Below are 13,073 nucleotides of genomic sequence, written 5' to 3' on the forward strand. Positions count from 1 at the left end.
CAGGTGCGGCTACTCAACCGCGCACATTCCCCGGCCCCGTGTGCAACTCCCCATACCCCTTGCCCATCCCACCCGCGCACCCCGCTCGTATCCTCGGGGGATGACGGATCAGCAGGCATCCCCGAGTCCGCAGCCGCCCACCGCCAACTCCATGCGCAGAGCGCTGAAGCGGGCCCGGGACGGCGTCGCGATCGATGTCGAAGAGGCGGCCGTGCTGCTGCAGGCGCGGGGCGATGACCTGGAGGATCTGGCCGCGTCGGCCGCGAGGGTCAGGGACGCGGGACTGGAGGCGGCCGGGCGGCCCGGCGTGCTCACGTACTCGAAGAGCATCTTCGTGCCGCTCACCCGCCTGTGCCGGGACCGCTGCCACTACTGCACCTTCGCGACCGTCCCCGGCAAGCTCCGCCGGGCCGGGCACGGGATGTTCATGTCGCCGGACGAGGTGCTCGACATCGCCCGGCGCGGAGCCGAACTCGGCTGCAAGGAAGCGCTGATCACCCTCGGCGACAAGCCCGAGGACCGCTGGCCCGAGGCCCGCGAGTGGCTGGACGCGCACGGCTACGACGACACCATCGCGTACGTGCGGGCCGTGTCGATTCGCATCCTGGAGGAGACCGGGCTGCTTCCGCACCTCAACCCGGGCGTGATGTCCTGGACCGACTTCCAGCGGCTCAAGCCCGTTTCCCCTTCCATGGGGCTGATGCTGGAGACGACGGCGGAGCGGTTGTGGAGCGAGCCCGGGGGGCCGCACTACGGGTCGCCGGACAAGTCACCCGCCGTACGGCTGCGGCATCTCGAAGACGCCGGGCGCAGTTCCGTGCCGCTCACCAGCGGGCTGCTGCTCGGGATCGGGGAGACGGCGACGGAGCGGGCCGAGTCGCTGTTCGCGCTGCGCCGCGTCTCCCGCGCGTACCACGGCATCCAGGAGCTGATCCTGCAGAACTTCCGCGCCAAGCCGGACACGGCGATGCGCGGCATGCCGGACGCCGAGCTGGACGATCTCGTCGCGACCGTGGCCGTCGCGCGGCACATCATGGGGCCGTCGGGCTGCCTGCAGGCGCCGCCCAACCTCGTCGACGACGAGTTCGCCCGGCTCATCGGCGCGGGCGTCGACGACTGGGGCGGGGTCTCCCCGATCACCCCGGACCATGTGAACCCCGAACGCCCCTGGCCGCAGATCGAACAACTCGCCGCGAAATCGGCCGAGTCGGGCTTCCGCCTCGAAGAACGCCTTGCGGTCTACCCGGAGTTCATCCAGCGCGGCGAGCCCTGGATCGACCCGCGGGTGCTTCCGCACGTACACGCCCTCGCCGACCCCGGGACCGGCCTCGCCAACCCGGACGCCGAGGTGCGCGGCCTGCCCTGGCAGGAGCCCGAGGACAGCTTCGTCCCCTCCGGCCGCACCGACCTGCACCGCACCATCGACACCGAAGGCCGTACGGCGGACCGGCGCGACGACTTCGACGAGGTGTACGGCGACTGGGAGGCCCTGCGCGAGGCCGCCGCGCCCGGCATGGTCCCGGAGCGCATCGACACCGACGTACGGGAGGCCCTGCGCGTCGCCGCCGACGACCCGACCCGGCTCGGCGACGACCAGGCGCTCGCCCTGCTGCACGCGGACGGGCCGGCGCTCGACGCGCTGTGCGGCGTCGCGGACGACCTCCGCAAATCCGTGGTCGGCGAGGACGTCACGTACATCGTCACGCGGAACATCAACTTCACCAACGTCTGCTACACGGGCTGCCGCTTCTGCGCCTTCGCCCAGCGCCGCACCGACGCGGATGCCTACACCCTGTCCTTGGACCAGGTCGCCGACCGTGCCCAGCAGGCGTGGGACGTGGGGGCGGTGGAGGTCTGCATGCAGGGCGGCATCCACCCGGACCTTCCGGGCACGGCCTACTTCGACATCGCGCGGGCCGTGAAGGAACGCGTCCCCGGCATGCATGTGCACGCCTTCTCGCCGATGGAGGTCGTCAACGGCGCGACGAGGACGGGCCTGAGCATCCGGGACTGGCTGACCCGGGCGCGCGAGGCCGGCCTCGACTCCCTCCCGGGCACGGCCGCCGAGATCCTCGACGACGAGGTCCGCTGGGTACTGACGAAGGGCAAGCTGCCCACATCGACCTGGACCGAGGTCATCCGCACCGCGCACGAGCTGGGCATCCGGTCCTCGTCCACGATGATGTACGGGCATGTGGACCAGCCCCGGCACTGGCTCGGGCACTTCCGGACGCTCGCCGGGATCCAGGAGGCCGCACTGTCCCGGGGCGTCGGGGGCTTCACGGAGTTCGTGACGCTGCCGTTCATCCACACCAACGCGCCGGTGTACCTGGCGGGGATCGCCCGGCCTGGCCCGTCGACGCGGGACAACCGCGCGGTCACGGCCATGGCCCGCCTGCTGCTGCACCCGCACATCCCCAACATCCAGACCAGCTGGGTCAAGCTCGGCACGGAGGGCGCCGCGGAGATGCTGCGCTCCGGTGCCAACGATCTGGGCGGCACGCTCATGGAGGAGACCATCTCCCGGATGGCGGGCTCGTCGTACGGCTCGTACCGCTCCATCGAGGACCTCGTCACCATTGCCTCGGCGGCGGGGCGGCCGGCTCGTGCTCGTACGACGCTGTACGGGGAGGTGCCCGAGGAGCGGCGGCGGGCGGCGGCGGCTTCGGACGGGCACCTGCCGGAATTGCTGCCGGTGGTGGAGGGGGACTCCGGGCCCCGATAGGGGCGCGGGGAACTGCGCGATCAGCCATGACGCGGCCGCAGCCGGACGACAGCTCCGCAGGATTTCGGGAAGGGGCGGGGCGGGGAGAGAACCGCACCCGGAACGGACCGTCCCCGTTCGATTACAGTGCTGCGCACACGACTCGTGGAAGGGAGGCGCGGTGAGCGCAGGTGTGACAGCGGTCTGGGGCCGTGCCGAACAGCAGGACTTCCGCAGCCGGGTGCGGGGCTCCCTGCTCGGGGCGGCGCTCGGCGACGCGCTCGGCGCCCCCGTGACCGGGCTCGGCCTGGAGGCGATCCGTACCGAGCACGGCGCGGAGGGCCTGGCCGACCTGGCCCCCGCATACGGCAGGCGCGGGGCGGTCACCGCGGCCACCCAGCTCGCCCTGTTCACCGTGGACGGGCTGATCCGCGCCCAGGTCCGCCGGGACACCGGCGCCTGGCACCCGCCGACCGACATCCACCGCGCCCACCGCCGCTGGGCCCTCACCCAGACCGAGTGGGGCCCCGACGAACGCCGCAAGGAGGACGGCTGGCTGGCCCGCGAGGAGTGGCTGTACGCCCGCCGCGACCCGGCCCGCGCCTGCCTCGGAGGCTTCGGCGACGAGCCGATGGGCACCCTGGAGTCGCCGCGCAATCCCACGGAGCGCGGGCCGGAGGCGGTCACGCGGTCCGCGCCGTTCGGGCTGCTCGTCGGCTGGGAGCCGCAGCTGGTGCTGCAGCTGGCCGTGGAGTGCGCCGCGCAGACGCACGGCCACCCCTCGGCGTACCTCTCGGCGGGCGCGCACGCGGTGATCGTGCACGCGCTGGCCCGCGGGGAGTCCCTGGACGGGGCGGTGCAGCGGGCCCTCGCCCTGCTCGCGGCCCGGCCGGGGCACCAGCCGGTCACGGACGCCCTGCAGCAGGCGCTCGGCGCGGTCCGCCAGGGCATGCCGAGCCCGGCCCGGGTCGAGTCGCTCGCCGAGGAGGGCACGGCGGACGCGGTGCTCGGGGCGGCGGTGTACTGCGCGACGGTCTGCGAGGACATCCGGCACGGGCTGCGGCTCGCCGTGAACCAGGGCGGCGACTCGTCCTCGGTGGCGTGCCTGACCGGTGCGATGCTCGGCGCCCTGCACGGCGAGACGGCCCTCCCGCCGGGCTGGCTGGCCGAGCTGGAGGGCCGCGCGACGATGCTTGAGCTGGCGGACGACTTCGCGATGGAGATGACGCAGGGGCCGGCGCTGCATGGCCCTGCGGGGTCTTCGGCGGGGTGGCTGGCGCGGTACCCGCGGGGCTGAGGGGTCCCGCGGTACCCGCGGGGCTGAGGGGTCCCGCGGTACCCGCGGGGCTGAGGGGTCCCGCGGGGCTGAGGGTTCCCGCGGGGCTGAGAGGCCTCCGTCCCACGTCCCGCACCGTCCGCGACAGTGACGGCGCCCGGGCCCGCTAGCGCATCACCTCACCCGCGTTCACCAGCAGCGACTGTCCCGTGATGGCTCGCGCCCGCCCGGAGGCGAGGAACACGCACGCGTCCGCGACGTCCCCGTCCGTGGCCGGCTCCGGCAGTGCCATCCGCTCGGCGAGCCGCCCCTTCACCTCGTCGTCCGGCACGCCCTCGTCCTGCGCGGCACTGCGGACGTACGCCTCCACCTGCGGCCCCCACATCCAGCCCGGCTGGACGGTGTTGACCCGGACGCGGTGCGGGCCCAGCTCGCGGGCGAGGGAGTACATCGCCGACACCAGCGCGCCCTTCGACGCCGCGTACGCCGCCTGCCGCACCTGCGAGGGCGCCGCCACCGAGGACTGCGTGCCGACCAGGACGACCGAGCCGCCGCGCTCCTTCAGGGACGGCAGGCAGGCGCGGGTCATCTTCAGGGAGCCGAGCAGGTTGACGTCGACCACGCCCTGCCAGGCGGTGAAGTCGGCGTCCTCCAGGCCGCCGAAGTGCGCGTCCAGGGCGGCGACCTGGACCAGCGCGTCGATCCGCCCGAACCGCTCCACGGCGAGCCCGGCGAGCGCGCGGCACTGCTCCTCGTCGGCGATGTCGGTGGCCCGGTACGCGGTGTGCGCGCCGCCCGGGTCGATCCCGGCGGCCGCCTTGGCGAGGTTGGCCTCCGTGCGGGCGCCGAGCACGGCGTTGCCGCCGTCGCGCAGCACGGCCGCTGCGACCTCGTGGCCGAGTCCGGCGCCGACCCCCGAGACGATCACGGTCTTTCCGTCGAGCAGCATCGGCGCCTCCGTGGCCCTGGCGAATTTCCTGACGGGGCGTCAGAGTAGGGCGGTCGTACGGAGGAGGAAAGAGGAGGAAAGGGGAGCGTCATGGCTGAGGAGACTCGCAGCGAGACATACGCCGAGCTGGCGTCGGTGGGGCCGTACGGAGTGCGCCCGGGGCACGCCCTGATCACCATGGTCGAGCCGCACCCGGGCCACGAGCACGCCTACAACCGCTGGTACGAGGACGACCACTACTACGCGGGCGCGATGGCCATGCCCTGGATGTACGCGGGCCGCCGCTGGGTCGCCACCCGGGATCTGCAACTCCTGCGCCGCCCGGAGAAGTCGGCGGTCGCGCGGCCCGTCACGGCCGGCTGCTATCTCTCCACGTACTGGATCACCGAGGGCCGCTACGACGACCACATGCGCTGGACCGTCTCCATCAACAAGCGCCTGGGCCGCGACGGCCGCGTCCACCAGGATCGCACGCACGTCTTCACGGCCTTCCAGGACCACGTCGCCACGGTCTACCGCGACGGCGCCTCAGGGCCGCGCGACTTCCACGCCCTCGACCACCCCTACGAGGGCCTGGTCCTCGAAGTCATCGACACCGAAGGGCCCGGGCAGCGCGCCGAGCTGGCGGACTGGCTGCGCTCGGACCACCTGCCGGCCAGGCTCGCCGGGTCCCCGGCCGCGATGGTGGTGCTGTTCCGGCCGACGCCGCTGCCGGGGGACCGGATGTCGTACGTGAAGCAGGTCGAGGGCGTCGACGACCGGCTGACGCTGCTGTGGTTCCTGCAGTCCGACCCGCGGCCGTGCTGGCCGGAACTGTTCGCCGGGCGCGAGGCGGAGGTGGCCGGATCCGGCCTGGGGCGGGTCGAGCTGGTCGCGCCGTTCGTGCCGACGGTGCCGGGCACGGATCTCTATGCGGACCAGCTGCGGTAGCGGTGTCGGGCCGGGAGGCGGGGGAACGGCCGAGCCCCCTCGGCCGGGACGGCGGACCAGTCGAGAGGGCTCTTCTGTGGTGCTCGGTCGTGCAGTTGTGTGTGGGGCTGATGAGGATCAGGCGCCCCACGTTCCCCGGGTGACCTGCCCGACGAACGCGCTCCAGGAATCCGGGGCGAACGCCAGCGCAGGCCCCTCGGGAACCTTCGAGTCACGCACGTCGACCGCGTGCATCACCGGGGACTTGACCTCTACACATGCGCCGTTTCCGGTGGAGTACGAGGACTTGGTCCAGGTGTCCGTGACGCCTTGCTGAATTGCCATTTTCGCTCCGCTTGCGTATCGCCGGATGAGTGGGGGTGCGCTGCCAACGGCTTGTTGTCGCTTGCCTGTTGCTGCTTGCCTGTTGGCGCTTGCCTGTTGTTGGCGTGATCGACGCTACTCGCCAACATCCGAGCGCGAGGCGGGCATTCACTCGACCGGATGGCATATACCGGTTGGGGCTTCCCTGTTGACGAGGCGAGGGTGTACCGTGCCGCGGCTTCAGCATCCGTTGCTCTGGTTGCTCTGGTTGCTCTGGTCACTCTGGTCACGTCTGCCTCCGGCGGGCTCCGGCGGGCTCTGGCGGGCTCTGGCGGGCTCAGGCGGGCTCAGGCGTGTTCGCGGGCGTAGCTCTTGGCCGCCTCCGAGATGAACTGCCGGGTCTGGTCCACATTCAGCGCCTGCGCCCGCAAGTGCTCGTACATGACGCTGTACTTCTGCACGTCGTTCGCCTTCTCCAGGTAGAGGTCGCTGGTCACGCCCTCGATGTAGACGACGCTGGAGTCGGCCGCGTCGGGGAACTCCAGGATCGCGTACTGGCCGTTCACGCCCGGGTGCGCGCCCATCGTGAACGGCATCACCTGCACGGTGACGTGGGGCTCGTGCGACATCTCGACGAGGTGTTCCAACTGCTCGATCATCAGCTGCCGGTCGCCGACCACGCGACGCAGCGCCGCCTCGTCGAGCACGGCCCACAGCCGCAGCGGGGCCTCGCCGGAGTTGATCCGCTCCTGGCGGCGCATGCGTACCTGGACGCGCTTCTCGATGTCCGAGTGCGCGGTCTCCGGCAGCGCCCCGCCGATCAGCGCCTCGGCGTACGCCCGGGTCTGCAGCAGTCCGGGCACCACCTGCGGCTCGTACACCCGCAGCGAGGCGGCGTCGGTCTCCAGACCGATGTAGACGCTGTACGGGATGTCGCCGAAGGCGTGCCACCAGCCCTGCTGGCGGCTGTCCTTGGCCATCTGCATCAGCGACTCGACGACGCGCTGGTCCTGCACCTCGTACACGCCGCACAGGTCGCGGACGTCGCGCTGGTTGATGCTGCGCCGACCGTTCTCAAGGCGGCTGATCTTCGACTGGGAGACGAGGAGTTTGTCGGCCACCTCCTCCGCCGTCATGCCTTTGAGCTCACGGAGCCTGCGCAGCTCCTGGCCCAACCGGCGTCGCCTGACGGTGGGATTGACATTGGACGCCACGGGACGTGCACCTCCGGCTGCGTGCCTCTACTTGCGTATCTGCTTGCGCATCTACTTTGCGTATCTACTGCTCAGCAGAGTGCCACCAACGGGTGTCGTAGCGCTGGGAAACAGCGGATATACGGAGGCCGCGACCGTTTTTGCGCGCCGGTGGGTACGCGCGCGAGCGCGGGGTGGTGGGTACGCGCGCGAGCGCGGGGTGGTGGGTACGCGCGCGAGCGCGGGGTGGTGGGTCGGCGTCGTCGTCCGGACGGCCGGCCACCACCCCGCGCTCCTCTGCGGCTCCCGGACCGGTCTCGGGGGACTGCGGTGCGGTGCGGTGCGTGTGGTGCGGTTCTGGTGTGCGGGTGGTGCGGGTGGTGCGGGTTGTGCTGGTGGTGCTGGTGGTGCTGGTGGTGCTGGTTGTGCGGGTGGTGCGCGTGGTTACGGGTTGTGCCTCAGTGGGCGACGGCCCGTGCCATGGAACCTCGGCGTGGCTGCATCGGGATCCCCTTGGCGGGGGTCTCCGCGGCGGCCGCACGGTCCGGCTTGCGGGCCGTGGCCGGGGAGCGGCGGGGCTGGACCGCCACTCCGTTCTGGACGTCCATCACGGCGTGCGCCACGAGGCCGCCCATCGGGTCGTGCCTGATCAGATCCCGGAGGCGGGAGCGCGACGAGCGCCCCTCGTTCCCGGGATACAGGTGCTTGCCGAGGCCGACCGCATGGGCCAGCGCGGCGAGCGCCGCGGTCCGCGGGTCCGGCGGTACGCCGGTGCGGATCGCGGAGTCCAGCCGGGACCTGATCTCCCGGCTGATTGCCGTGTCCGTCGCCTGATAGCGAGTCGTCGGCAGCACTCCGCACATCTGGCCCGCCACGGCATGCACCATGCCGCACCGCTCCAGATGCGAGAGATAGGTCTGGCGCAACCCCAGCCGGGGCCCGCCGATCCAGTGGACCGCGCGCACCGGGGCCCCGCGCCTGCGGAGTAGTTCCAGTGCACAGTCCAGCGTCGGATCTCCGGTCGGCCGTGGTACGACCACGGCGATACGATCCCCGTCTGGGGCTATCCGTCCGGCCAGAGCAAGCTCTACTAGCTGTGCTCCGGCCAGACCGAGGTCGAGCGACTGCGGCTGCGCTGTGGTACCCGTGGTCGGGTCCAGAGCGAGCAGCAGAAGCTCCTCCGGAATTGTTCTGCGGCTCCTGCCCATCCATGCCTCCCCGCGTGGATGAATGACAGGGTGACCCCTCTCACATTGGTCTGTCGAGAGTGCGTGTCCGGTTCGTAATGGAACCTGGAGATATGTCGTTCTCGTCTAGCCCGGCGGGCAACCCCGCACACAGGACACTGGTACATGGTTCGGACACTGACGTAGCGCGCGAGTGTGGGCGCAAGGCGTATCGAGGAGGCATGGGTGGCGGGCGAGACCCCCGACACGTCGGGGCAGCAGAAGGCTTCGGGGACGTCCTCGGGCGGTTCCTCGGGCGACCGTGCGGTTTCGGACGGCCCGGCGGTCTCGGGTGACGTAGCGGCGGGGTCTTCGGGCGAAGCAGCGCTGAAGCCCGCCGATCCACGGCTCGCCGTGTCCCGGCAGCGGGTCCCCGAGGACGACGCCCCGGCGCGCGTCGACCAGCCGACCGCCGTGTTCTCGACGGCTTCTCTTGAGGGGGAGGCTGCTTCGTCCGAGGCGGAGGGTTCGTCTTCCGGGGCGGAGGCTGCTTCGTCCGAGGCGGAGGGTTCGTCTTCCGAGGCGGAGGGTTCTCCTTCCGAGGCGGAGGGCGTGGAGGAGGGCGTCGAGGGGGAGGCCGACGGTTCCAAGGACGCCCGCCTGCGCGCCGCGGTTGCCGCCTGGGTCGCCAGATCCGACGGGAACGGCGATTCTCGGCCAGCTGAGGACGAGGGGAGCGCGGAGGGTACGGAGGAGCCCGAGGCGGTGACGGAGGGGGCTGAGGAGGGCGCTGAGGGTGCCGAGCCGGAGGTGGCGGAGGAGGAGCCCGAGGCTGAGGTCGAGTCGGAGTCCGAGTCCGAGTCGGAGCCCGAGTCGGAGGACGACCCCGCCGACGAGGGCGACGAGCCCGATGACTCCGACGGCCCCGATGACTCCGACGGCCCTGACGACTCCGACGGCCCTGACGACTCCGACGGCCCTGACGACACCGACGGCCCTGACGACACCGACCACTCCGACGACTCCGACGAAGACGAAGCCGCCGAACCCGTGGATCAGCCCACGGCGGTCTTCAAGTCGCCGGAGTCGAAGGTCGACCACCCGACGGCCATGCTCAAGCTGCCCGCCGAGGCCGAGGCCGAGGCTGACGCCGACGCCGACACGGGCAAGGGCGACGCCGAGGCCCCCGAGCCTTCGCCCGAGCCCGCCCCCGAGCCCGCCCCCGAGCCCGCCCCCGAGCCCGAGTCCGAGCGCACCAGCAAGTTCGTAGCGCTCAAACCGCTCGACGAGCCGAGGCCCCCCAAAACGCAGCCCGACAAAACGCAGCCGGACGCGAAGCCCGACACGAAGCTCGGCGCGAATCCCGACACGAAGAGCGACGCGAAGCCCGACACGAAGAACGACGTCAAGGCCACGCCAGGCCCCGAGCTGCCGCCCGAGGCACCGTCGGCCGCTCCCGGCGCTGCCTCCGGTCCCGCGTCCGGTCCCGCGTCCGGTCCCGCCTCCGGCACCGCTCACGTGGGCCCCGAACGCACCTCGCAGCAGCCGCTGCCACCGAAGCCGCCGCTCGACCTGCTCGCCGAGCTGACCAACCGGCCGAAGCCGCCGGAGACGACGCTGCGGACCGCCGTACGCCGGGTGAAGATCTGGACGCCGCTCGTCCTGCTGCTCGTGATCGTGTTCGCGGTCGTACAGTCCGTCCGCCCGCTGCCCACGCCGACGCTCGCGCTCACCACCGACGCGAAGTACACCTTCGACGGCAGCGCGCCGAGCCTGCCCTGGCCGACCGAGGGCCAGGCGGTCGTCGAGGTCGAAGGGATCGGCAGCCTCGGCACATACGGGGACGAGGAGCCCATCCCGGTCGGCAGCGTCGCCAAGGTCATGACGGCCTACCTGATCCTCAAGGAGCACAAGGCGACCACTGAGCTGACCGTCGACAAGGCGGCCGCCGATCACTTCAAGACCGGTGAGCAGGCCAACGAGTCCGTGGTCGAGGTCAAGGAGGGCGACGTCATCACGGTCGAGGAGGCCATCAAGGACATCATGCTGCCGTCCGCGAACAACATCGCGAGGCTGCTTGCCCGTTGGGACAGCGGCGGCGACGAGGACGCGTTCGTCAAGAAGATGAACGCCGCCGCCAAGGACCTCGGCATGAAGAACACCACGTACACCGATCCGAGCGGGCTCGACGAGACCACCGTCAGCACGGCGGTCGACCAGGTGAAGCTCGGCAAGGCCGCCATGGAGATCCCGCTGTTCCGGAAGATCGTCCGGATGCCGGAGTTCGACTCCACGACCTCCGAACGCCCGCAGGACCAGAGGAACTTCAACAAGCTGGTGCCGGTGTTCGGCGTCGTCGGCATCAAGACCGGCACCACCACCAAGGCCGGCGGCAACCTGCTGTTCGCCGCGGAGAAGGAGATCAACGGCACCCGGCAGCTGATCATCGGCGCGGTCTTCGGCCAGCACCTGCCGCCGATCATCGACACCGCCACCGCGCGCAGCAAGGACCTGATCCTGCGGGCCCAGGAGCTCCTGGAGACCCGGACGGTGGTGCGGAAGGGCGACGTCGTCGGGCACGTCGACGACGGCCTCGGCGGCACCACCCCGGTCGTCGCGACCAAGGACGTCTCGGCGGTCGGCTGGCCCGGACTCACCGTCGACCTCGCGGTCGGCGACGGCGGCAAGACCGTCCCGCACACCGCGAAGGCCGGTACGGAGGTCGGCGTCCTGAGCGTCGGCGACGGGAACGAAGGCGCCGTGAAGGTGCCGGTGGCCCTCCAGGAGGACCTGGCCGAACCGGGCTTCGGCGCGAAGCTGACCCGCATCGGCTGAGTCGAAGAAGTTCGGTCGTCGGGGGGTTCGGTGCCCGAAGAAATTCGGTGGACCCGCCGGCGGCCGGGCGGCTAGCGTGCGCGGCATGTCGAGCCCCGAGTCCTCCAGAGGCTAGCCACCGGATCACCTCCGGTGGCTGTACGAGTCGTACGTAGAAGCGTGCAGGCGTGTTGCCGCACGCCGACTTCGCGTGCAGCCGAAGCGCCCATCCTCTGCTCGCCTCACCTCACCTCACCTCACCTCGCCTCACTTCGCCTTGCCTCGCCTCGCATCCGATGCCGCCGCTCCGCTGCCGCGACATCGGCAGGAGCTGCTTCGACATGCCCACACCCCCGGTCCCCGTATCCCCGGTCCCCGTATCCCCGGTCCCCGCACCCCCGGAGCCCGCACCCCCGGAGCCCGTACCCCCGGAGCCCGCACCCTCTGCCCCGACGCGTGTGCCCCTCGTCGTCCGGCTGCTGGGGCTCGCCGTCTTCGCCATGGGGACGTCCGAGTTCATGCTGTCCGGGCTCACCCCCGACATCGCCGCCGACCTGCACGTCTCCGTCCCGACCGCCGCCACGCTGACCTCGGTGTTCGCCGTCGGGATGATCGTCGGGGCCCCGGCCGCCGCGCTGCTCAGTCTGCGCTGGCCACGCCGCAGGGCGCTCGTCGTGTTCCTCGGCGTCTTCCTGCTCACGCACGTCGCGGGAGCGCTGACGTCGAGCTTCGCGCCGCTGCTCGCGCTGCGCTTCGTGGGGGCGCTCGCCAACGCCGGGTTCCTCGCGGTCGCCCTCGCCACCGCGGTCTCCCTGGTCGCGCCCGACGCCAAGGGCCGCGCCACGTCCGCGCTGCTCGGCGGCGTCACCGTCGCCTGCGTCGCGGGCGTGCCCGGCGGTGCGCTGCTCGCCCAACTCTGGGGCTGGCGCGCCGCGTTCTGGGCGGTGGCGCTGCTGACCCTGCCCGCCCTGTTCACCCTCGTACGGTCCGTGCCGGGCGGTCGCGACAAGGGGACACCGCACCCCGACACCCGCCCCGCAGCCCACGCCGACGCCCACGCCGACGCCCACCCCGAAACCCGCCCTGAGGTTCACCCCGACACCCGCCCCGACGCCCGCCGCGAACTCGCCGCTCTGCGCCGCCCGCGCCTCCAACTCGCCCTCCTCCTCGGCGCGTTGGTCAACGGCGCGACGTTCTGCGCCTTCACCTACCTCGCCCCGCTCCTCACCGAGGTCACGGGCGCGCCCGCGTCCTGGGTGCCGGTGCTGCTCGCGCTGTTCGGCGCCGGCTCGTTCTTCGGCGTCACGCTCGGCGGCCGGTACGCGGACGTGCACGCCGCCCGCCTGCTGGCCGGCGGGACGCTCGCCCTGTGCGTCGGCTGGCCCCTCCCCGCCCTCGCGGCGAACTGGGCTCCGGCGGTTCTGACCTGCGCTTTCCTTTTGGGTGTCGGCTCCTTCGCGGTCGGTACGACACTGATCTCCGGCGCCCTGTACGCGTCTCCCGACGCCCCGACCCTCGGCGGCGCCTACGCCACCGCGGCCTTCAACGTCGGCGCAGCCCTCGGCCCTTGGCTCGGCGGTCTGCCGATCGCAGTCGGCGCGGACTACCGCGCACCGCTGTGGGTGAGCGCGGGGCTGGTGGCCCTCGCGGGCGCGGTGGGCGGTACGGCTCTCCTCGTACGGAAGTCCGTGGCGACGCGCAGCGCCTCGCCGTGACCGTGCCCGTGCCCGTGCCCGTG

Annotated in this window: 9 protein-coding genes; 5 read left to right on the forward strand and 4 right to left on the reverse strand. The window is 71.9% G+C overall.

Annotated features, from left to right (window positions below; genetic code table 11):
- Window positions 1-100: 100 nt before the first annotated feature.
- Window positions 101-2,725, forward strand: coding sequence for a bifunctional FO biosynthesis protein CofGH (locus tag QIS99_RS10020; protein WP_282512539.1), 2,625 nt, complete (start codon window positions 101-103; stop codon window positions 2,723-2,725).
- A 160-nt stretch (window positions 2,726-2,885) separates the two neighbouring features.
- Complete coding sequence (locus QIS99_RS10025) at window positions 2,886-4,001, forward strand: ADP-ribosylglycohydrolase family protein (RefSeq protein WP_282512541.1); 1,116 nt, start codon at window positions 2,886-2,888, stop codon at window positions 3,999-4,001.
- Window positions 4,002-4,146: 145 nt separating this feature from the next.
- Here QIS99_RS10025 and QIS99_RS10030 read toward each other — a convergent pair whose 3' ends face one another.
- Window positions 4,147-4,929 carry an SDR family oxidoreductase gene (locus tag QIS99_RS10030; RefSeq protein WP_282512542.1) on the reverse strand — a complete coding sequence of 261 codons (783 nt, stop codon included), beginning with the start codon at window positions 4,927-4,929 and terminating at the stop codon, window positions 4,147-4,149.
- Between the two features lie 90 nt (window positions 4,930-5,019).
- Here QIS99_RS10030 and QIS99_RS10035 point away from each other — a divergent pair, with 90 nt between their 5' ends.
- Window positions 5,020-5,859: a hypothetical protein gene (locus tag QIS99_RS10035; RefSeq protein ID WP_282512544.1), complete on the forward strand. Its 840-nt coding sequence runs from the start codon at window positions 5,020-5,022 to the stop codon at window positions 5,857-5,859.
- 117 nt (window positions 5,860-5,976) lie between these two features.
- On the opposite strand, the gene QIS99_RS10040 is transcribed toward QIS99_RS10035, so the two are convergent.
- From QIS99_RS10040 to QIS99_RS10050, 3 genes are all read right to left on the reverse strand, one after another.
- The gene (locus QIS99_RS10040; protein WP_282512546.1) at window positions 5,977-6,183 is read right to left on the reverse strand and encodes a DUF397 domain-containing protein; all 207 of its coding nucleotides are present in this window, start codon (window positions 6,181-6,183) and stop codon (window positions 5,977-5,979) included.
- 326 nt (window positions 6,184-6,509) lie between these two features.
- On the reverse strand, window positions 6,510-7,376 hold the full coding sequence (locus QIS99_RS10045) for a helix-turn-helix domain-containing protein (RefSeq protein ID WP_282512548.1): 867 nt from the start codon (window positions 7,374-7,376) through the stop codon (window positions 6,510-6,512).
- A 437-nt stretch (window positions 7,377-7,813) separates the two neighbouring features.
- A complete protein-coding gene (locus QIS99_RS10050; RefSeq protein ID WP_282512550.1) occupies window positions 7,814-8,563 on the reverse strand; it encodes a GOLPH3/VPS74 family protein in 750 nt (249 codons plus the stop codon).
- Between the two features lie 204 nt (window positions 8,564-8,767).
- Here QIS99_RS10050 and QIS99_RS10055 point away from each other — a divergent pair, with 204 nt between their 5' ends.
- On the forward strand, window positions 8,768-11,356 hold the full coding sequence (locus QIS99_RS10055) for a D-alanyl-D-alanine carboxypeptidase family protein (RefSeq protein ID WP_282512552.1): 2,589 nt from the start codon (window positions 8,768-8,770) through the stop codon (window positions 11,354-11,356).
- A 437-nt stretch (window positions 11,357-11,793) separates the two neighbouring features.
- Window positions 11,794-13,050 (forward strand): Cmx/CmrA family chloramphenicol efflux MFS transporter, encoded by a 1,257-nt coding sequence (locus QIS99_RS10060; RefSeq protein ID WP_282512769.1) that lies wholly within the window; start codon window positions 11,794-11,796, stop codon window positions 13,048-13,050.
- The last annotated feature ends 23 nt before the right edge of the window (window positions 13,051-13,073 follow it).

Source organism: Streptomyces solicavernae, assembly GCF_029968095.1.
Taxonomy (GTDB): Bacteria; Actinomycetota; Actinomycetes; order Streptomycetales; family Streptomycetaceae; genus Streptomyces; species Streptomyces solicavernae.

Coding starts and splice junctions, on each gene's coding strand:
- QIS99_RS10035 (WP_282512544.1), top strand. CDS start 5,020: ATGGCTGAGGAGACTCGCAGCGAGACATACGCCGAGCTGGCGTCGGTG.
- QIS99_RS10040 (WP_282512546.1), bottom strand. CDS start 6,183: ATGGCAATTCAGCAAGGCGTCACGGACACCTGGACCAAGTCCTCGTAC.
- QIS99_RS10050 (WP_282512550.1), bottom strand. CDS start 8,563: ATGGGCAGGAGCCGCAGAACAATTCCGGAGGAGCTTCTGCTGCTCGCT.
- QIS99_RS10020 (WP_282512539.1), top strand. CDS start 101: ATGACGGATCAGCAGGCATCCCCGAGTCCGCAGCCGCCCACCGCCAAC.
- QIS99_RS10030 (WP_282512542.1), bottom strand. CDS start 4,929: ATGCTGCTCGACGGAAAGACCGTGATCGTCTCGGGGGTCGGCGCCGGA.